Source organism: Streptococcus porcinus, from assembly GCF_900475415.1.
Classification (GTDB): domain Bacteria; phylum Bacillota; class Bacilli; order Lactobacillales; family Streptococcaceae; genus Streptococcus; species Streptococcus porcinus.
Genome location: NZ_LS483388.1, coordinates 258,081 through 278,306, shown reverse-complemented (window position 1 = coordinate 278,306; position 20,226 = coordinate 258,081). Strand labels below are relative to the sequence as shown.

At 39.4% G+C, this 20,226-nt stretch carries 16 protein-coding genes; 7 read left to right on the top strand and 9 right to left on the bottom strand.

Annotation, left to right across the window (positions count from 1 at the left end; genetic code table 11):
- Positions 1-54 precede the first annotated feature (54 nt).
- From DQM45_RS01525 to DQM45_RS01510, 4 genes are all read right to left on the bottom strand, one after another.
- Positions 55-1,188: an ABC transporter ATP-binding protein gene (locus tag DQM45_RS01525; RefSeq protein ID WP_003084002.1), complete on the bottom strand. Its 1,134-nt coding sequence runs from the start codon at positions 1,186-1,188 to the stop codon at positions 55-57.
- A gap of 139 nt (positions 1,189-1,327) precedes the next feature.
- Entirely contained in the window at positions 1,328-2,176 is an 849-nt protein-coding gene (locus DQM45_RS01520) for a helix-turn-helix domain-containing protein (protein WP_003084189.1), read from the bottom strand.
- 21 nt (positions 2,177-2,197) lie between these two features.
- On the bottom strand, positions 2,198-2,641 hold the full coding sequence (dtd, locus tag DQM45_RS01515) for a D-aminoacyl-tRNA deacylase (RefSeq protein ID WP_003085666.1): 444 nt from the start codon (positions 2,639-2,641) through the stop codon (positions 2,198-2,200).
- Positions 2,642-2,653: 12 nt separating this feature from the next.
- The gene (locus DQM45_RS01510) at positions 2,654-4,873 is read right to left on the bottom strand and encodes a RelA/SpoT family protein (protein ID WP_003083564.1); all 2,220 of its coding nucleotides are present in this window, start codon (positions 4,871-4,873) and stop codon (positions 2,654-2,656) included.
- 256 nt (positions 4,874-5,129) lie between these two features.
- Between DQM45_RS01510 and DQM45_RS01505 the strand changes: the two genes are divergently transcribed.
- The 4 genes from DQM45_RS01505 to DQM45_RS01490 all read left to right on the top strand — a co-directional run bounded on the left by DQM45_RS01505 (position 5,130) and on the right by DQM45_RS01490 (position 9,979).
- Positions 5,130-7,586 carry a bifunctional 2',3'-cyclic-nucleotide 2'-phosphodiesterase/3'-nucleotidase gene (locus DQM45_RS01505; RefSeq protein WP_003083571.1) on the top strand — a complete coding sequence of 819 codons (2,457 nt, stop codon included), beginning with the start codon at positions 5,130-5,132 and terminating at the stop codon, positions 7,584-7,586.
- 164 nt (positions 7,587-7,750) lie between these two features.
- On the top strand, positions 7,751-8,212 hold the full coding sequence (gene nrdI, locus DQM45_RS01500) for a class Ib ribonucleoside-diphosphate reductase assembly flavoprotein NrdI (protein ID WP_003082972.1): 462 nt from the start codon (positions 7,751-7,753) through the stop codon (positions 8,210-8,212).
- 88 nt (positions 8,213-8,300) lie between these two features.
- Complete coding sequence (locus DQM45_RS01495) at positions 8,301-9,338, top strand: M42 family metallopeptidase (RefSeq protein WP_003084004.1); 1,038 nt, start codon at positions 8,301-8,303, stop codon at positions 9,336-9,338.
- A 128-nt stretch (positions 9,339-9,466) separates the two neighbouring features.
- Complete coding sequence (locus DQM45_RS01490) at positions 9,467-9,979, top strand: kinase (protein ID WP_003084342.1); 513 nt, start codon at positions 9,467-9,469, stop codon at positions 9,977-9,979.
- Positions 9,980-9,995: 16 nt separating this feature from the next.
- On the opposite strand, the gene DQM45_RS01485 is transcribed toward DQM45_RS01490, so the two are convergent.
- The 5 genes from DQM45_RS01485 to DQM45_RS01465 form a co-directional block, all read right to left on the bottom strand.
- Entirely contained in the window at positions 9,996-10,823 is an 828-nt protein-coding gene (locus DQM45_RS01485) for an endonuclease/exonuclease/phosphatase family protein (RefSeq protein WP_003082960.1), read from the bottom strand.
- A gap of 45 nt (positions 10,824-10,868) precedes the next feature.
- The gene (locus tag DQM45_RS01480) at positions 10,869-13,055 is read right to left on the bottom strand and encodes a PTS transporter subunit IIBC (RefSeq protein ID WP_003085582.1); all 2,187 of its coding nucleotides are present in this window, start codon (positions 13,053-13,055) and stop codon (positions 10,869-10,871) included.
- Positions 13,056-13,319: 264 nt separating this feature from the next.
- Positions 13,320-14,066: a 16S rRNA (uracil(1498)-N(3))-methyltransferase gene (locus DQM45_RS01475; RefSeq protein WP_003083280.1), complete on the bottom strand. Its 747-nt coding sequence runs from the start codon at positions 14,064-14,066 to the stop codon at positions 13,320-13,322.
- Positions 14,066-15,019, bottom strand: a complete 954-nt coding sequence (prmA, locus tag DQM45_RS01470; protein ID WP_003083949.1) for a 50S ribosomal protein L11 methyltransferase — start codon at positions 15,017-15,019, stop codon at positions 14,066-14,068. Before prmA ends, DQM45_RS01475 begins: the two co-directional genes overlap by 1 nt.
- A 12-nt stretch (positions 15,020-15,031) precedes the next feature.
- On the bottom strand, positions 15,032-15,502 hold the full coding sequence (locus DQM45_RS01465; RefSeq protein WP_003086100.1) for a DUF3013 family protein: 471 nt from the start codon (positions 15,500-15,502) through the stop codon (positions 15,032-15,034).
- 174 nt (positions 15,503-15,676) lie between these two features.
- Here DQM45_RS01465 and DQM45_RS01460 point away from each other — a divergent pair, with 174 nt between their 5' ends.
- The 3 genes from DQM45_RS01460 to DQM45_RS01450 all read left to right on the top strand — a co-directional run bounded on the left by DQM45_RS01460 (position 15,677) and on the right by DQM45_RS01450 (position 20,211).
- Entirely contained in the window at positions 15,677-17,656 is a 1,980-nt protein-coding gene (locus DQM45_RS01460; RefSeq protein ID WP_003085161.1) for an amidase family protein, read from the top strand.
- Between the two features lie 193 nt (positions 17,657-17,849).
- Positions 17,850-19,601, top strand: coding sequence for an aminodeoxychorismate synthase component I (pabB, locus tag DQM45_RS01455; protein WP_003083274.1), 1,752 nt, complete (start codon positions 17,850-17,852; stop codon positions 19,599-19,601).
- 43 nt (positions 19,602-19,644) lie between these two features.
- Complete coding sequence (locus DQM45_RS01450; protein WP_003084300.1) at positions 19,645-20,211, top strand: aminodeoxychorismate/anthranilate synthase component II; 567 nt, start codon at positions 19,645-19,647, stop codon at positions 20,209-20,211.
- Positions 20,212-20,226: the final 15 nt, after the last annotated feature.

The window sequence follows — 20,226 nt, the reverse complement described above, 5'->3', positions numbered from 1 at the left end:
AAGTCCTCAAAATAGAGATTTCGAGGACTTTATCATATTCTAGGAGGTACCAAATTAACGAATGGCTTTTTCAGTATCAATGTCAAAGAAGTGTCCCTTAGAAACATTAAAGGTTAAGCTTACTTTTTCACCTGGGTTATGGAAATCACGCGCATCAACGCGAGATGCAAATTCTGTATTACCAAGTTTAACGTAAAGCATTGTTTCAGAACCCAATAACTCAGAAACTAAAACCTCTGCTTCAACATTAGCATTTGGGAATGTTTCTTCGACAAGTAAGTTAGCTGAGATATCTTCTGGGCGGATACCAAATGTAACTTGTTTACCTTCATAGCCTGCTTCTTTGAGCATTTTTGCTTGTCCTTCAGCAATAGCGATATTAAGACCATCTGGACTGATGATACGCTCACCATCAAAGGTTACATCAAAGAAATTCATGGCTGGGCTACCGATAAAGCCCGCAACAAATTTATTTGCTGGTAAATTATAGAGTTCTTGTGGTGAACCTACCTGTTCAATTTTACCAATTGTCCCGTTACCTTCAGGGTTTTTAGTTGCACTCATAATGACAATCCGATCAGCCAAGGTCATAGCTTCTGTCTGGTCATGAGTAACATAAATTGTTGTAGAGCCAATGCGGCGATGAATTTTAGCAATTTCAGCACGCATGGATACACGTAATTTAGCATCTAAGTTTGATAATGGCTCATCCATAAGGAAAACCTTGGCATCACGGACAATAGCACGCCCCATAGCGACACGTTGACGTTGTCCACCAGACAAATCAGCAGGTTTACGATCCAAGAATTCTGTTAATCCTAGGATTTGTGCAGCTTCTTTAACACGTTGGTCAATGTCAGCTTTCTTATATTTACGCAACTTAAGGCCAAAAGCCATATTATCATAAACAGTCATGTGTGGGTAAAGGGCATAGTTTTGGAAAACCATAGCAATATCACGATCTTTTGGTGACTTGTCATTAACCACTTCCCCATCAATTTTCAATTCCCCTTCAGAAATATCTTCAAGTCCTGCAATCATGCGAAGAGTTGTTGATTTTCCACAACCTGATGGGCCTACAAAAACGATAAATTCTTTATCCTTGATATCCAAGTCAAAATCTTCAACTGCGTAATGTGTTGTATTAGGATACTTCTTGTAAATGTGATTTAAGTTTAATTCTACCATATCTTACTCCTTGTTTAGACTTAGCTTTCTTTTTAAAAATAGGGGAAGCACGGCCTTTTTGATGTTTCTATTCTAACAAAGAAAAGGCTTTCACAAAAGAGACAAAGCACCCAAATTTCTTTGGGCACTTTGCACAATACTATTGTTTCTGGATGAAAAGATAAGCAAAGGTCAAATCATCAAGATTTTTGAGATTGAGCCCTGTTTGCCGTTTGGTTTTTTCCAGTTTATATTGGAGTGAATTCCGATGAATATAAAGTTTTTGAGCTGTCTGCACAAGATTTCCTTGGCATTGCCAAAGGCTAAGTACTAAATCTGAGACCTCTTTATTTTGGACTAAATGATGGTAAAAATGCTTCTCTAGCATTGGAAGTTCTAATTGTGTCATCATTCCCCACAGAAGTAATTCAGAAAATGAAAAGAGTTGCTTCTCGCCTTTTTGTGTTTGGTAAGATGTTAATAAAAGATTTTCTTCGTCAAAGTAACCACTCAACCCTTGACCCTTATTATCTAACCAGTTATTCCCTATAAATACTGATAAGGCAATGCCAAAGTCACTTTCAATAGTCGGTAATATATCAGCAAACAGGCTTAATAAGTCACTCTCTTGAGACTGATCAATCAATAAAGCTGTTCTTGATTTATTAATATGTACTATAGCTACTAAAGAAGGAATGAGTGACTTAAAGAGATCCAATAGATCCTCCGCCAAGGTTACTTTATGTTCTAAAAAGATAAACTGAAAATGGCTCAAGGGTTCTGGTAACGGTCCTTTTTTGAGAAGTAAATAATCTTGCCATGGCGACGTGGAAGGCTTAGCCATGTAATCAAGGAGGTCAAACTTTTCCAACAAAAACAATTCTCTAGCTGTTAAGGCTTCTTTTGCTAGATGGATATAGTGGTCTTCTTCAGCAATTGTTACCCAGTCTTCACCCATAAAGGGCAAATGATTCACTTGACTCTTTGGGAAATACTCTTTTAGTTCCATTGTTTCCTTCTCGTTTTCCTTTTATCTCTGTTTGGTATCCAAGATAATGGTCACAGGTCCATCGTTGTTCAAGGACACTTGCATATCTGCACCGAAAACTCCCTTTTCCACTGAACAATACTCCGCTAGCATCTGATTGAAGCGTTTATATAAATTTTTAGCCAAGTCAGGATTAGCAGCACCGATAAATGCAGGTCGATTTCCCTTTTTGGTATTGGCAAACAAGGTAAATTGTGAAATAGATAGAATAGATCCTTCGACATCAAGAAGTGATAAGTTCATTTTTTCTTCTTTATCTGAAAAAATACGCATTTGTGTAATTTTACGCACAGCATAGTCTAAATCATCTTGGTTATCATCTGGGCCAAAACCTACTAACAACAGTAATCCTTTCTTAATAGCGCCAGCTACTTCCCCATCAATAGAGACTGAAGCTTGGGTCACTCGTTGAATAATAACACGCATCGCAATACCCCTTTAACCATTTGTTCGTTTAACATTATATATATCAGGAACAGTCTTAATTTTTTCCACTACTGTCGTTAATTGGGTGAGGTTCGGAATACCAAAACTAACATGGATATTGGCAAATTTCATATCTTTAGTTGGTTGTGCATTGACAGCCGAAATACTTTTGGTTGAATTTGACAATATTTGTAAGACATCATTTAATAAACCACTACGATTTAAGCCATAGATATCAATTTCAGCTTGATAATCTTTACTGAAATTCTCCATATCCCACTCAACTTCAATCAAACGTTGCTCATAACCTTCTTGACTCTTAATATTATTACAATCAGCTCTGTGAATAGCAATACCTCGGCCTTTGGTAATGTATCCTTCAATAGGATCCCCCGGAACTGGATTACAACATTTAGCAATTCTCATCAAAAGGCCGCTTGCTCCTTGAATGATAACACCATTCTCACTACGAACTTTAAGAACCTCTTTATTTTCGTGTTTGACCTCTCCGCCCTTGACTAACTCTTCTGCTTCAGCTTTTGCTTTAGCTCTCTCTTCTTCACGTCGTTCTTTTTCTGTTAACTTGTTAAAAATAGAGACTGGGCTCAAATCACCAAAACCGACTGCCGCATAGAGAGATTCTACGCTTTTAACACTGAGGCGAGGAAGAATTTCCTCCATGCGTCGCTTTTCCAAATACTTGTTTGCAACATAACCTTGTTCTTGGAAATAGTTGACCAAAAGTTCACGTCCTTTATTAACCGATAATTCCTTATCTTGGTTTTTAAAGAATTGGCGAATTTTATTCCGCGCTTTATTGGTTTTAACAATCTTAATCCAGTCTCGGCTTGGCCCAAATGAATTTGGATTGGTGACAATTTCAACCACATCGCCAGTTTTTAACTTGGCCGTAAGGGGAACCATTTTGCCATTAACCCTAGCACCCGTTGCTTTTTCACCAACTTGGGTATGGATAGCATAAGCAAAATCGATCGGCCCAGACTCCTTTGGTAGTTCTTGAACAGCACCGTTTGGGGTGAAGACATAAATGCGTTCAGAAAATATATCTTCTTTGACCGAATCAACAAAATCTTTAGCATCGCCGTTGGACGCATCTTGTAATTCCACCAACTCGTTAATCCAGTTCATACCAACTTTCTGATCAGACTGACTAACTTTGCCTTTGACACCTTTTTTATAGGCCCAATGTGCAGCTACACCATACTCAGCAACTTGGTGCATATCTTTGGTTCTAATCTGAATTTCAATTGGTCCTTTTGGCCCATAAACGGTTGTGTGAATGGATTGGTAACCGTTAGCCTTAGGTGCAGCAATATAATCCTTAAAGCGACCAGGCATTGGACGCCATAATTCGTGAATGTAGCCAACCATGGCATAAACATCACTTTGAGTTTCCATGACACAACGAATAGCAATCAAATCAAAAATCTGATCAAAACGTTTCTTTTTATCACGCATTTTACGGTAGATAGAATATATATGCTTAGGTCGGCCATAGACGTCGCCATATAAGCCTTGCTCTCTGGTATAGGTGATAATTTTATCAACAATCTCATCCACTAGTGCTTCACGCTCTCTGCGTTTTTCACGCATCATATGGGAAATTTTATAAAATTCCGACTCATTGAGATAACGAAAAGCCAAGTCTTCTAGTTCCCATTTAATACGGCTAATCCCTAAACGATGAGCAAGCGGTGCATAAATTTCCATCGTTTCACGGGAGATACGTTCTTGCTTATCTTTGCGCAGATGCTTTAAAGTTCGCATATTGTGAAGTCGGTCAGCAAGTTTAACTAAGATAACACGAATGTCTTTCGACATGGCCATCAACATTTTCCGGTGATTTTCGGCTAATTGTTCTTCATGGGATTTGTATTCTACTTTTCCCAATTTCGTTACTCCATCAACAATATCTCGGACATCTGACCCAAAGTCCATTTCAATATTATCTAAAGTAATATCAGTATCTTCAACGACATCATGTAGAAAACCACAAGCAACCGTCACGGCATCTAATTGTAGATCCGCCAAAATTCCTGCCACTTGAATAGGATGAATAATGTAAGGTTCACCAGATTTTCGAGCTTGATAGTAATGAGCAGCTGTTGCATAATCTAATGCTTTTTTTACAAAGGCGACGTCATTTTTATTCATATAAGCCGCCGCTAGAGCAACGACCTCTTCTCCAGATAAATTTATTTCTTTTGCCATTCTTTTCCTCAGTCAATTTCTTTTACCTATTTTAACACTTTCACTGAAAAAGCAAAAGGATCTATCCTTTCAGCTACCTATTCCAAAATAAAGAGTTCATCTTTATTTTGAAACAGAAGAAAAGTTATTTCATTTATTGTATTATAACCGCTAAAAATCAGGAAAATGTTCGTGAATTATGTTGATGAAAACCCTTTTTCAGGTTATAATAGAAGTCTAAGTTCATTTTTTATAAAATTATTAGGAGATTTTAGGAATGAGAAAATACTATATTTCAAAAAGTGCGATTTGGCTTGCTATGTTACTTTCTGCAGGAGCAACTCAGATAGTAAAAGCGGAAAGTAGCCCTGATATAACTACCCCAATGAGTAGCAATACTAGGGTTCCAAGTAGTGAGGCTTTAGCCACAACAACCACTAACAGCACCCCAACAGCTCCAACAATAACTGATTCAACAACTATTACTAACAATACTAGTAACCAAGAAATACCAAGTGTAACTACTAATCTCGACCCCAAGATCAATGCCCAGCTAGCTCCCGTAGCTAAACAACAAGCTTCAGCTCCTGTTGAAGGGCAAAATATTGACGTGCGTATTGTTTCGACAACAGACCTCCATTCTAATCTTGTTAATTATGACTACTATCAAGATAAGGATTCACAAACCATCGGCTTAGCAAAAACTGCCATTCTTATCGACCAAGCACGCACTGAAAATCCTAACACTATCCTCGTAGACAACGGCGACATTCTACAAGGCACTCCACTTGGCACTTACACTGCCCTAATTAAGCCAGTGTCAGCAGAAGAAGTCCATCCTATGTATGCTGCACTAAATGCTCTTGGTTATGATGCCTCCACTCTTGGCAACCACGAATTTAACTATGGACTTCCTTTTCTAAAACAGGTCATCGCCTCAGCAGGACTTCCAATTGTCAACGCTAACGTTTTAGATGCAAATAATGACCAGTTCGTTTTTAAGCCTTACGATATTATTACCAAAACCTTTATAGATGCTAATGGCCAGGCAGTCAACCTCAAAGTTGGAATTACAGGAATTGTTCCTCCCCAAATTATGGCCTGGGATAAGGCAAACCTCGAAGGTAAAGTTAGGGTCAAAGATGCTGTTCAAGCGGTGACAGAAATTATCCCTACCATTAAAAAGGCTGGTGCTGATATCATCTTAGTTCTTGCACACACTGGTATCGGTGATAACATTTACGAAGCTGGCGAGGAAAATGTCGGTTATCAAATTGCCAGTTTAACAGGCGTTGATGCTGTTGTGACAGGGCATTCACACGCTGAATTTCCTTCTGGAACAGGCACTGGAACTTACGAAACCTACGCAGGTGTTGATGGTGTTTCAGGTCTCATTAACGGCACTCCCGTTACCATGGCTGGAAAATATGGCGACCATATCGGGGTAATTGATTTAGACCTTACTTATACTGGTGGTAAATGGCTTGTTAACAAGGATAAAAACCATGCCGAAATACGGAAAATCAACACTAAATCAACAGACGCTGATCCTAAAATTCTTGCAATAGCCGCTAAAGCTCATCAAGGAACAATTGATTATGTTCGTCAAACCGTTGGAGAAACAACAGCACCAATCAATAGCTATTTTGCCTTAGTGAAAGATGACCCTTCTGTTCAGATTGTGAACAAAGCTCAGCTATGGTATGCTAAACAACAATTAGCAGGTACTCCTGAAGCAAACCTTCCACTCCTTTCTGCAGCTGCACCATTTAAAGCTGGTACACGAAATGACCCAACGGCTTATACTGATATTTCTGCCGGTCCAATTGCAATCAAAAATGTTGCAGACCTCTATCTTTATGATAACGTTACCGCCATCGTTAAAGTAACAGGTGCAGATCTCAAAGAATGGTTAGAAATGGCTGCTGGGCAATTCAACACAATTGACCCAACTAATACTGCCCCTCAAAACCTTATTAACACTGATTACCGTACCTATAATTTTGATGTCATCGATGGTGTGACTTATGAATTTGATATTACCCAAGCTAATAAGTACGATGCAAAAGGCAACTTAGTGAATCCTAATTCTAGTCGAGTTCGCAACTTGAAATACCAAGGACAAGATATTGATCCCAATCAAGAATTCATGGTTGTGACCAACAACTATCGTTCGAGCGGAACTTTTCCCGGCGTGAAAAACGCAAGCCTCAATCGTCTCTTAAACTTGGAAAATCGCCAAGCCATTATTAACTATATTGTTTCTGAAAAAACCATTAATCCAACTGCTGACAACAACTGGTACTTCGCTAATACTATCGAAGGCCTGAATTTACATTTTCTGACCGCTGATGGAGCGAAAAAACTACTTAATGACGTCAAAGATATTAGATATCATGCACCTTCATCTATTGAAGGTTTTGGCGATTTTATCTTTACCTATGTCAAGTCTGAGGCTCCGACAAGCCCCGTAGGAACAGCTGATACTACTAATCCAGCCAATCCTCATCAGACAGATTATAAACTTACCGATTCACAACGCCAGTACATCTATCAACTAGCAGCTAACCTCTATCAGCAAACAAACAGAGCCCAAACTAGCAAAAGTGAAACTATTGCTAATAAAGAACTACCGCACACAGGTGTCAAAGAATCAAAAAATAGTTTCTTGCTAGGACTAAGTTTTCTGGGAATTGCTGGACTCTTTAGGAAAAAGAATCAAAAAAAAGAATAAAGAAGAGATAGCCATATTCACGTCATACTAACTTAAACCTATAAGAAATCTCAAAGAAGCTAGCTGAATCTTATGTTCCAGCTAGCTTCTTTTAAGCTTGTGCAATACTATATCTTGTGCTAAACTGTTAGATATATTACAAGATATAGTACAAGGAGACATAGATGTCTGATTTAACCATTGTCTTTATTAGTTTAAGTGGAAACACACTTAGCTTTGTCAAACGCTTGAGCCTATATTTAGAAGAAAAATATAACATCCACACCAAGCCAATTAACATTAAAGAGTTAAAACATAACACTTTTCCTGTTGATGATGATTTTGTCGCTATTTTACCCACCTATTTAGAAGGAGGAAACGGCCTAGACTCCGGAGATGTAGAAATTCTCACCAATCCTTTAGGTGATTTTATAGAAGCTCACGATAACTTCAAACGTTGCTTTGGAATTATTGGTTCTGGCAACCGTAATTTTAATAACCAATATTGTTTGACAGCGAAACAGTATGAAAAACGTTTTGGCTTTCCTATGCTCGGTGATTTTGAATTACGGGGAACTAGTGCTGATATTGAACGCTTAGCTGAAATAATTATCGAAAAGAAAAAACTTTTTCAAGAACACCCATAGAATACCCAGTCTTTTCTGGGTTTTTCTTATATAAATACCTTTAGCATGCTATAATAGAAATATTGAAAAAAGGATAAAGGAAGTTGACATGAAAACAACTGTTGATTATATTACAAAGCTCACTCAAATCCCCTCACCAACAGGCTTTACCAAGAAAATTATGGAATATGTTGCTGATGAACTACGTAACTTTGGTTATCAACCCATAAAAACTAATAAGGGCGGTCTTATGGTCTCTGTTAAAGGTCAAGATGACAACAAACACCGTCTTGTAACTGCCCATTTAGATACTTTAGGAGCAATGGTCCGTGCCATTAAACCTGATGGCCGACTAAAAATGGACTTAGTTGGAGGTTTTGTTTATAACGCTATTGAAGGTGAAAACTGTACTGTTCACCTTGCTAAAAATGGTAAGGAAATTTCAGGAACTATTCTCATTCACCAAACATCCGTCCATGTTTATAAAGACGCTGGCACTGCTGAGCGCAGCCAAGCTAATATGGAAGTTAGACTTGATGAAAAAGTCCGCACAGCTGATGAAACCCGTGCCCTTGGGATCGAAGTTGGTGATTTTATTTCCTTTGATCCTAGAGTCGTGCTCACAGATTCTGGTTTTATTAAATCTCGACATTTAGACGACAAGGTTTCTGCAGCTATTCTGATGGAATTGTTAAAAGAATATCATATCCATAATATTACTTTGCCTTACACGACTCATTTTTACTTCTCAGCCTTCGAAGAAGTTGGTCACGGTGCCAACTCCAGCTTACCAGAAGAAACCGTTGAATACCTAGCAGTTGATATGGGAGCAATGGGAGATGACCAAGCAACAGATGAATACTCCGTTTCTATCTGTGTTAAAGATGCCTCTGGCCCCTACCATTACGATCTTCGTCAACATATGGTCGCCCTTTGCCTCCAAAATGACATTCCGTATCAATTAGATATTTATCCTTACTATGGCTCAGATGCTTCAGCTGCTCTGAGATCTGGTGCTGAAGTTAAACATGCTCTCCTTGGAGCAGGAATAGAGTCGAGTCATTCATACGAAAGAACGCATAGGGACTCTGTTGAAGCTACAGAAAAACTAGTAGATGCTTACCTTAGAAGTCAAATGATTGAGTAAGCGTTCTCCTAGATTTCTTGTTACTACTAGACTAAAAGCATTCGGATACCTTCTTTCGGACTAGCAGTCCTCCATAAAATCTAACTTAATTACCAAAAACTTTGAACAACTAGGGGACCTCGTTTCATATGCCTAATTTGATTATTATCAGAGGAAATGCCGCAAGTGGCAAAAGCAGCTTAGCTAGAGCACTTCAAAGACAGTTAGGAGAAAATACCTTACGGCTTTCACAAGATGAGTTGCGACGGGAGATGCTCTTAGCACATGATGGCTTCAATACGCCAACTATCCCACTGTTAAAAACCTTATTACATTACGGCTTTAATAACTGTGACTACATTATTTTAGAAGGTATTCTAAAAGCGGACTGGTATCAACCCATTTGGCACTACATCACTGAGAAGTCACATATCAAAACCTTAGCGTATTACTATGACCTTACATTTGAAGAAACCGTCAAGCGACACTCCCAAAGAGCTAAAGCAAAGGATTTTGGAAAAGAATCTCTAGAGAAATGGTGGAATGACAAAGATTACATTAAAGTTATTCCCGAACATCTTTTCAGTGCAGAAATTTCGATAGCACAAGCTCTCAGTCACATTTTAAAAGATATAGAAAAAAGTCAGGACACTTTATCCTGACTTTTTTCTATCCAGATTAATCCGAATTGATCCAGCTCGCTTCCACCGATAGACCATAATGATCACTGACAACTGGGGCATCTCCTCCTTCAAAAGTTATTTCTGAGCGACTAATATTAAACTCTTGGCTCATAAATGCATGATCCACCTTAAAGGAGTATCTATTACCTTCCCAACCATCTATATCAGATACAATACTATGATCTCCAAAAACGATTTCTGCTTCCTTGTGACTATCCCGTAGCCCCAAGGAACTTCTCAGTATCATATTATACCCTTTACTGTCTGTCGGATTATTAAAGTCTCCCATAACAACTAAGGGTAAATTCAAATTCTGCAAGCTCTGCTCCAGCATAGACCATTCTTCTTCAAATCCCTTTCCAAACCAAGACAAGTGAACAGAAGCGAGGGCCACTTCTCTTCCATCAACCTCTGTCTTAGCCAATAGCACGCGTCTCGTGTGATAGTCATACTCATCATCAATCGCTGTCACTAGGATACCCCTAACCCGCATTGGTTTTTTTGAAAGAATAACCACGCCTTCCTTATAAATATCGTAACCGATATGATTATAAGCCCATGACCAATAGTAAGGTTGCCCCCGCTTTGCTAAATAATTAGTGAGTAAGAGGGCAAAATTATCCTTATGTAAGGATGGTGTTCCTGGAATTTTTTGGTAAAAAGAGTCTTCAGTAGCTAAATCACTCTCAATTAATTGATTGACTTCCTGTAAGCAAATGACATCATACTTCTCAGCAAGTATATGTTCTGCCAAATCAAACAGTTTTTTTAAGGCATTCGCTTCCATCCAAGAATGTGTATTTAAAGTTAACCATTTCGCCATATATTTCCTTTCTCCAAAGAACAAAGAACAAATTTTTCCTATTACTTATAGTTTAACGCTAGCAACTTGTGTTTTAGCGGCCTCTTCTCCTGTTTTAAGAAGGCTCACCTCAATGACTTCTGCTTGATTGGTGAAGACAAGGACAATCGTTTTTTCTTTTTCTGCAGCTACTATCGCTTCTAAATCTGCCTTGATGAGAAGGTCACCAGCTTTCACTTTTTGGCCTTGACTAACTTGAACATCAAAAGGTTTCCCATTCAAATCAACTGTGTCTAAACCGACATGAATTAAAACCTCTAGACCAGAGTCTGTTATTAAACCAAGGGCGTGTTTACTTGGGAAAATACTAGTAATTGTCCCCGAAACCGGAGCATAAATTTCTCCTGAAGTTGGCTCTACCGCAAAGCCATCACCCATCATCTTACTAGCAAAAACCTGATCCTTTACTTCCGTAATAGGCAGAACTGTTCCTTGTGCAACTGAATAAATAGCTTCTGAAATTTTTGTAGATTTTGTGGGAATGACAGGCTCAGTTGAAGAATCAGGAAAGACAGCTTGGGGAATTTCAACACCTGAATCTAAAAAATCTTGAATATCTGATTTTAAAATATCTGCTTTCGGTCCATAAACTGCTTGGACACCTGTGCCCTTCATAATCAGTCCCATTGCACCAGCTTTTTTCCAAGCTTCTTGAGTCCCAACTCGGTCAGAATCTTTGACAGTTACCCGTAAGCGCGTCATACAGGCATCAACATCAGAAATATTATCAGCACCACCTAATAACTGAATAATTTGCAGCACTTGTGGACTAGCATTTGTTTCTTGAACTGAAGTAGGCTTATGATTATTATTTTCTAACATATCAGCATCATAGTTGCCAAGTCGACCTGCTGTTGCTAGATGCATCTTTTTAATCATAAAATCAGCAATAAAGTACATGATAAGACCAAATAATACAGAAACCCAAACGAAGTTGATCAAGTCCATAGCAAGTCCAGCTTTAATAGCCATTGGCGTCCGAGTTAATAATTCAATGTTTCCAAAAGAGTGTACCCGAAGGTTAACAAGGTCAGCCATTGCAAATGAAGCTCCCTGAACCACAGCGTAAACAATATAAAGTGGCATAGCCGCAAACATGAACATATACTCAAGTGGCTCTGTCACACCCGTTAAAAAAACGGCTGCTGCGGCTGAGATAAACATCATTTTATATTTAGACTTTTTATCTTTATCAACATTTCGATACATCGCTAAAGCAACACCCATAAGAGTCCCCGTTGCACCAATCATTTGACCAACCTTAAAACGGGCAGGTGTCACACTAGTTAGCAAATCATGATAAGCGGAAGCATTTGAGCCCTTCAAGTTAACCAGGTCTGTTACCCAAGCTAACCAAAGTGGATCTTGACCAAATACTTTTGAACCTTGGCTAGCACCTGTCATCACCTCATAAGTTCCACCAAGCGCAGTATAATTCATTGGGATAGTCAACATGTGGTGTAAACCAAAAGGAAGGAGCAGGCGCTCTAAAGTACCATATAAAAAGGGTGCCAAAAACGGTGCTGTGTCTTGTGACGAAGCAATCCACTTACCAAAACCATTAATTCCAGTTTGAATTAAAGGCCAAACAACTACTAAAACAAGTGCTACTAAGACTGAACGTAAGATAACCACAAAGGGAACAAAACGTTTCCCATTAAAAAAGGTCAGTACCTCTGGCAATCGACGATAGTTATAGTATTTATTATAAGCTGTAGCCCCAACAAAACCGGCAATAATACCTACGAAAACACCAGTATTCAAGGCAGGCGATTCCAAAACACTTGTAAAATAGTCTTTAACAATCATTTGTGTGCCAAAAAGGCTTGAGACTTTAGCAGTTGGCTCAGCTAACATGGCTGCATTAACCCCGTAAAAAGCTCCCGTGATACGATTGATTAATATAAATGCAAGTCCTGAAGCAAAAGCCCCACCAGCACGCTCTTTAGCCCAGCTTCCACCGATAGCTAAAGCAAAGAGTAAGTGAAGATTTACAATCACAGCCCAACCAATTTGAGCAATAATATTTCCTAACGAACTTAAGAAAGCTGAGTCATGATTAATCATCGGAATAGAATTCCCAATACTAATCATCAAACCAGCAGCTGGCATTACAGCAATAACAACCATTAAGCATTTTCCAAACTTTTGCCAAAACTCAAAGCTGAAAATGCGTTTGACAGATGATTTCATTATTTTCTCCTTTTTCTTTGACCTGCAAATCATAATCCTAAAGATGCGTTAGACTTATAATCAGATCTTGTTGCAAACGCTTTACGCAATCGCTTGCGCTACCTCTTTATTATATGCCCCATTTATCTTTTTGTAAAGGCCATCTTGAGAAAAAATAAAAAATCTTCCCAAACATGGGAAGATTAACTAGACTAATAGATAATGATTGCTTGTACGGGAATTAATGATTGGTATGCATTTATCAGTGCATTTAAAAGCAGCTTGCTATTTCACGGCTAACTCTAAAGCGTAGCTTACCGCGCTCAAAACATACAAAGGTGCTGTTTCAGTCCGCATAATCCGGGGACCTAGGCCTATCATCTGTGCACCAATTGCTTCAAAGTCTTGAACCTCCTGTGGTGATAAACCACCTTCTGGCCCGAAGATAAAGAGCAAGCTATCACCCGGTTGACAAGCTTTTAAGCCAGTCGCAAAAGCAGCTTGTTCACCTATTTTTGCTGATTCTTCATAAGCGACAAAAACATAATCAAATCCGGACAATTGCCTCAAAAAAGCTGACTTTTGTTCAAATAATTCCACTTCTGGGATAATGTTTCGTTTACTCTGTTCAGCTGCACCCTGTGCTATCTTTAACAATTTTTCTTGCTTCTTAGCCAATTTTTTGCCATCCCATTTAGCCACTGACCAATCCGCCGGAAAACCCCAAATAGCAGAAGCACCTAATTCTGTCACTTTTTGCGTCACCCATTCTAACTTATCCCCCTTTGGAAAGCCAGAGGCAATAGTTACAGCTACGGGTAGTTCGACAGATTGATCCAAAGCTTGCAAAATAGTAAATGTATGTGCTGCGCTATCAGAAACAGCAGCTAAGCGCTTGATTCCATCCTCAAAGACCAGACAAACCTGATCTCCATCAGTCAAGCGCATAACCTGAAACATGTGTTTAATAGTTTCCTTATCCTCAATAATAACTGGGTTTTGACAAGGCCCCTTAATAAAATATTGTTGCATCAGCCACCAATCACTCCTGATTTATTATCTGTTTTCCTGAAGACGCAAGCATTCCATTCTCCTTGGATCATATGAGTTTCCAAGAAGAAACCAGCATCTTCAGCTGACTTGCGAACCATATCCCATTTTTCTGAAATAATACCTGACATAATCAAGTACCCCTCATCATCAAGCAAACGATAGGCATCTTCTGTCAAGTGAATTAAAATATCTGCTAAGATATTAGCAACAATCACCTGTGGTTTCTGCTCAACACCTTTTAGAAGATCCCCTGTAGCCACTTGGATATTGGACGTCTCCTGATTTAAAGCAATGTTTTCTTCGGCCACACGCACCGCTATATCATCCAAATCAAAAGCAAAAATTTTCTTAGCTCCTAATAAAGAACTTGCAATAGATAGGACGCCAGACCCAGTTCCCACATCGATGACCGTCTCACCGCCACGGAGAACTTGTTCCAGAGCAAAAAGACTCATCTTGGTGGTCGGATGAGTGCCTGTTCCAAAAGCCATCCCAGGATCTAGACGAATGACTTTTTCCTCAGGCTCTGCCTTATAATCAGTCCAGGAAGGAACGATGGTCAGATCATGCGTAATGCGAGCCGGCTCATAGTATTTTTTCCAATTATCAGCCCAGTCTTCCTCTGCTAATTCCTGAGCAGAAAGCAAAATGTCTCCAGTTTCCAAACTAGAGGTCCGTAACTCTTCTAAATCACTCTCAAGCTGGTTTCGCAAGGCTACTAAATCCATACTATCTGGGAAATAACCCGTAACGGATACACGGTCAGACTGCTCTACCTCTGGAAAAATTTCACCATAACGACCTGTCTGACCTAAATAGTCCGCACTATCACTAATGGCTACCCCTTGGCTACCAGCCTCTATCAAAATATTAGATACAGCCTCCTCAGCATCGCGATGAATCGTGACTGTTAATTCTTGCCATGTGTTCATAAAAATCTCCCTTTAATATCTTGGATAAGCAAAGAATTCAGTTTCTTCAAGTCCTTCTTGACCTTGGACAAAAGCTTGTGCATCCCAACTTAAGCCGAAATCAACCTTAGTATCATCGTCCAAGAAATCCATGAGATCGCTTTGCCCTTCAGTCGCAACATCGTTGAGAAATTCTACAAAGTACTGTAAAAATTCACGAGATAGGCCCTTCCTAGGCTCATAAGGAATGGCCACCAAGTAGTCTCCCTTATCAAACTTACTTTTCTCAGGATTATAAAAAAGCACATAATCCTCAAAAACAATATCCTCTTGCGAGACTTCTCCCGTATCATCAATAGTTTCCACTGCAGCTTTGTTTTGCGCTTCCAAAACAAAAGTTACCTCCACTGCATGGTTTTTCTTATCCCAATCCATGGCATAATCATAGTTAAAATGCTTATCCATTTCTTCTTCAATAATTGATAAAAAACCAAATTTAGCCATATAATTGTCCTTTTTCCTAACAGTTAATTACTCCCATTGTAGCATAAATTTAGTTAACTTTCACTGACTAATGCCAGAGAGAGAAACCTTCTAGGATTTTCGCAAGCGCTTTAAAGTTTATTTTCCTCTCATTATGTTAAACTAATAAGTGATTATAATGTTAGGAGAAAAAGAATGAAACATTCTAAGCACTATCCCTCTCGAACAAGGCAAACCCTCTTAGCCTTGTTATTCGTAACTGCCAGCCTTCAATCAGGTGCAATGATTGGCCATGCTGATGATAGCAAAATTGATAATCAGCCCCCAGTGAGCCAAGTCGAAGTTAGTAAACAAACACCGTCAGAATCAATCATTTCAAAGACCGAACACAGTCCTACAGCTCCTCTAGTCTCATCTGAAGAGACTGCTACTCAGTCACCTCCTTTAGCAACAGAAATTACAAGTCCAGCCCCACAACCCTCTATTACTCTAGACGACTATAAAACAGCCAGCGCCAGTCAATTAGCCGAATGGGCACGGCAAAAACGTGTCACAGGGCAACAATTGTTAGACTTTGCCTTAGAAACTATCAAAACCACCAACCCCGAGCTTAACAATGTGATTTCCTTACGTGAACCTTTAGCTCGTCAAGAAAGTGACCAAATGGTAGATCAAGGGCAACCCTTTTACAAAGTCCCGATTCTCGTGAAAGGCTTGGGGCATACTATTGCTGGTGGTAGTAACACTAACGGCTTAGCTTTTCTAAAGGACAAAACTAGTTCATCCACCAGTGCTTTTGTCAAACAACTTCAAAAAGCGGGCTTTATTGTCATAGGGCAATCATCTTTTCCAGAAATGGGATGGATAAATGTTACCAACTCTAACCTCTATGGAGATACACACAATCCTTGGCAACTGGACAAAAACCCCGGAGGCTCTTCTGGCGGCTCCGCGGCCGCTGTAGCATCAGGTCAAGTAAGTTTAGCCAGTGCTTCTGATGGTGGTGGCTCTACTCGTATCCCTGCTTCTTGGAGTGGCTTAATCGGCTTGCACCCAACACGTGGCATTCTAGAGGGAAATCCCTCTTCTGAACGTAGTAATGTTAGCCATTTCGCTCTGACCAAAAGTATGGAAGACACCAAAAAACTCTTCCAATTTCTCTTAAAAGATAAAGCCAAAGCACAACAAAATTCTCAACACTTAGATCCAAGTATCCCTATCGCCTACACTACAAAGACCCCAGCTGGGACTCCTATTAGCCAAGAGGCCATTGCTGCTGTCAAAGATGCTGTAGCCTTCTTAAAAGAACAAGGCTATCAAACAGTTGAGGTGCCTTATCCTGTCGATGGCAAAACCATGATGCAATATTATTACACCATTGCCGCTTCTGCTGCACCATCGATCAATTTCATGGCACAACAAACCTTGAAACGCCCACTTCAAAAAGATGATGTAGAACTCCTTTCCTGGGCACTTTATCAAACTGGGAAAGATTTGAGTAAAGAAGATATTGATAAAGCCTGGACAGGTATTGCTGGGCTAACTAAACAATTAGACCAGTTCTACCAAAAATACCCTATTTTCCTAACTCCTACCACTGCTTATCCAACACCTCCTGCTGACTACCACCATATTCCTCAAGAATTAGTAGCACAGCTCAGTGATATGTCTCAGTTAAGTAAACAAGAAAAACTAGATTTAATCTACCGCCAATGGCTCCCTGCTTGGACTCTAACACCTTTCACACAGCTTGCTAACTTGACCGGAACTCCTTCCTTGTCTTTACCAACTTATGTAACTAAAAATGGACTACCTCTTGGCCTTTTGGTGAATAGTGGCGCCCACAACGATGGACTTCTTTTACAAATAGGTGAACTATTTGAGAAAGCGAACCATTTCCACCTCTTAACTGCTGCTCAAAAAGGAGGCCCAACAAATCTAGCCGAAGAGGTACGAACTGGAACTAAAAAAACTCAGACGCAGCAAGAAGCTATCCCAGTGACCTATCAAACCATGACATTTACAAATCATGCTTCACTCCAAACCAACCCTAGAAACCTTCCTCACACCAACGAACATAATCCAGAAGGCCTCACAGTAGCTGCTTATGTTAGCCTCTTTCTTGGGACACTTTTCTTAGCAGGTAACAGCTCAAAGCAAAAAGAGACACACTAATATTCATTCCATTTGATTCCCTATGAACTATAATCTCCGCTCTCAGGGAATGATTCCATATACTTAATCTGTTATTTAGAGTAATTAGGGCTGGATCTCCTCTAGGAAATCTTCAGTCCTTTTGCTTATTTAAAGGTCTCTTCCTATTTGATCATATTAAGCTGAGTAAACGCTTTTGTGATATAATTTGAGTATGCATAGAAAAACAATTATTGATTTCAAAGAGCTTGGTCAACGCTATCTTTTTGAAAACCCACTACTAGAGTTGGTCGCCGAAGAATTAGACCAGGTAGGCCTAGTTATTGAACAAGTTCAGTATTACCAACAACTGGGTTATTATGTGGTGGGCTATCTCAGTTATGAAGCTGCTAGCTTCTTTGACAAAGCCTTACAAACCCACGATGTTAAGTTAGGCAAGGAGTATTTTGCCTATTTTACAGTGCACAAAAAATGCCAAAAGGAAGAGTTCCTACTTGATTACGATAACCTTGACCTTCCTAATCGCTGGACCAGCGCTACTCAGAAAAAAGCTTATCAAAAAGCTATTGAAATTATTCATTCCAACATGCGACAGGGCAATACTTATCAAGTAAACTATACTATTCAATTGACTCAAGAACTTGATTTAACCAAGAGCTTATCAATTTATAACAAACTCGTTGTCGAACAAGCTGCTGGCTACAATGCTTACATTGCCCATGATGATTTTGCAGTCATCTCAGCTAGCCCTGAATTATTTTTTAAACAAGATGGCAATACATTAACCACCAAACCTATGAAAGGTACCACCAAACGTGGTGTTAATAGCTGGTACGACAAAAAAGAACATGACTGGCTTCAGGCTGATGCTAAAAATCGTTCTGAAAATATGATGATTGTCGATTTACTCCGTAATGACATGGGGAAAATCTGCCAAACAGGCAGTGTCCATGTTGCTAAGCTTTGTGAGCTGGAACAATATTCCACAGTCTGGCAAATGACCTCAACCGTCCTAGGTAAACTCAGACCAACTTGTGATCTTTTGACTATTCTTACAGCACTCTTCCCTTGTGGTTCTATTACAGGCGCTCCTAAAGTCTCCACCATGGCCATTATTAAAGACTTAGAACCAAAACCAAGAGGGGTTTACTGTGGAACCATCGGTATTTGCCTACCCGATGGGTGCCGTATTTTTAATGTCCCCATTAGAACTCTCCAACTTACTGGCAATCATGCCACTTATGGTGTTGGTGGCGGTATCACTTGGCAAAGCAAGTGGGAAGAAGAATATGACGAAGTTCATCAAAAAACAGCTGTTCTCTACCGGAAAAAACAACACTTCACCCTAAAGACAACAGCAAAGGTTGAGCAAAAAGAAATTGTCTTCCTTGAGCACCATCTCAATCGTCTCAAAGAAGCAGCTACTTATTTTGCCTATCCTTATGATGAACCGACTTTGCGAAAAGCACTAAAAATCTACTTAGAAAAAAAAGATGATGCCAGCTACCGTTTAACAATTAGCCTATCTAAAAATGGCAGAGTAGAGCTATCTGACCAACACCTAAAACCTTTACCTTCAAGTTTTCTAAAGGCAAAGCTCACCTTACAAGATAAAGACGTGAGTAATTCGGTCTTTACTTACTTTAAAACGAGTTATCGTCCCCATATTAATCAAAAACCTTACGAACAGGTTTTCTACAATAAAGAGGGGCAATTGTTGGAAACCTCTATTGGAAATCTCTTTGTTCAGTTGGGTCAAAACCTCTACACACCACCAGTAGCAGCTGGTATTTTACCAGGTCTTTTCCGCCAAGAGTTACTAGTTACTGGCCAGGTTCAAGAAAAATGGCTGACGCTAGCTGACTTACAAAATGCAACTGCTGTTTTCGGAGGCAATACTGTTCGCGGCCTTTATCGTCTAGACCTCAATTTTTTATCTAATACCATATCAACTAACTACCAGTAAAAACTCACCCCACCCCAACAACCACTTAGTTATTAAGGAAGCTATGATACTCTTAATTGATAATTACGATTCATTTACCTACAATCTTGCCCAATATTTAAGTGAATTCGATGAGACTATTGTTTTGTACAATCAAGACCCACATTTATATGAAATGGCAAAAAAATCAGATGCTTTAGTCTTCTCCCCTGGTCCTGGCTGGCCCAATAAAGCTAACCAAATGCCAAAACTTATCAAAGAGTTTTACCAAATAAAACCCATTTTAGGTATTTGTCTAGGACACCAAGCTATCGCCGAAACCCTAGGAGGAACGTTACGCTTAGCCAAACAAGTCATGCACGGGAGACAAAGCAAAATTCACGTTCAAGGCTCTAACAGTCTTTTTCACTCTCTTCCACAGGAACTAACTGTTATGCGTTACCATTCTATCGTCGTGGAGACATTACCCCAAGACTTTATCATTACTGCTAGAGATTGCGAAGATCATGAAATTATGGCTTTTGAACATTGTAGTCTACCTCTTTTTGGACTACAGTTCCACCCTGAAAGTATCGGAACTCCTGATGGCATGACCATGATTGCTAACTTCATTGCAAGCATTCGTCATTAATCAATCATCACAAGG

What these genes read in the sequence shown, in the direction of transcription:
- DQM45_RS01525 (WP_003084002.1), bottom strand. Translation starts at nt 1,188, where the DNA reads ATGGTAGAATTAAACTTAAATCACATTTACAAGAAGTATCCTAATACA.
- DQM45_RS01520 (WP_003084189.1), bottom strand. Translation starts at nt 2,176, where the DNA reads ATGGAACTAAAAGAGTATTTCCCAAAGAGTCAAGTGAATCATTTGCCC.
- dtd (WP_003085666.1), bottom strand. Translation starts at nt 2,641, where the DNA reads ATGCGTGTTATTATTCAACGAGTGACCCAAGCTTCAGTCTCTATTGAT.
- DQM45_RS01510 (WP_003083564.1), bottom strand. Translation starts at nt 4,873, where the DNA reads ATGGCAAAAGAAATAAATTTATCTGGAGAAGAGGTCGTTGCTCTAGCG.
- DQM45_RS01505 (WP_003083571.1), top strand. Translation starts at nt 5,130, where the DNA reads ATGAGAAAATACTATATTTCAAAAAGTGCGATTTGGCTTGCTATGTTA.
- nrdI (WP_003082972.1), top strand. Translation starts at nt 7,751, where the DNA reads ATGTCTGATTTAACCATTGTCTTTATTAGTTTAAGTGGAAACACACTT.
- DQM45_RS01495 (WP_003084004.1), top strand. Translation starts at nt 8,301, where the DNA reads ATGAAAACAACTGTTGATTATATTACAAAGCTCACTCAAATCCCCTCA.
- DQM45_RS01490 (WP_003084342.1), top strand. Translation starts at nt 9,467, where the DNA reads ATGCCTAATTTGATTATTATCAGAGGAAATGCCGCAAGTGGCAAAAGC.
- DQM45_RS01485 (WP_003082960.1), bottom strand. Translation starts at nt 10,823, where the DNA reads ATGGCGAAATGGTTAACTTTAAATACACATTCTTGGATGGAAGCGAAT.
- DQM45_RS01480 (WP_003085582.1), bottom strand. Translation starts at nt 13,055, where the DNA reads ATGAAATCATCTGTCAAACGCATTTTCAGCTTTGAGTTTTGGCAAAAG.
- DQM45_RS01475 (WP_003083280.1), bottom strand. Translation starts at nt 14,066, where the DNA reads ATGCAACAATATTTTATTAAGGGGCCTTGTCAAAACCCAGTTATTATT.
- prmA (WP_003083949.1), bottom strand. Translation starts at nt 15,019, where the DNA reads ATGAACACATGGCAAGAATTAACAGTCACGATTCATCGCGATGCTGAG.
- DQM45_RS01465 (WP_003086100.1), bottom strand. Translation starts at nt 15,502, where the DNA reads ATGGCTAAATTTGGTTTTTTATCAATTATTGAAGAAGAAATGGATAAG.
- DQM45_RS01460 (WP_003085161.1), top strand. Translation starts at nt 15,677, where the DNA reads ATGAAACATTCTAAGCACTATCCCTCTCGAACAAGGCAAACCCTCTTA.
- pabB (WP_003083274.1), top strand. Translation starts at nt 17,850, where the DNA reads ATGCATAGAAAAACAATTATTGATTTCAAAGAGCTTGGTCAACGCTAT.
- DQM45_RS01450 (WP_003084300.1), top strand. Translation starts at nt 19,645, where the DNA reads ATGATACTCTTAATTGATAATTACGATTCATTTACCTACAATCTTGCC.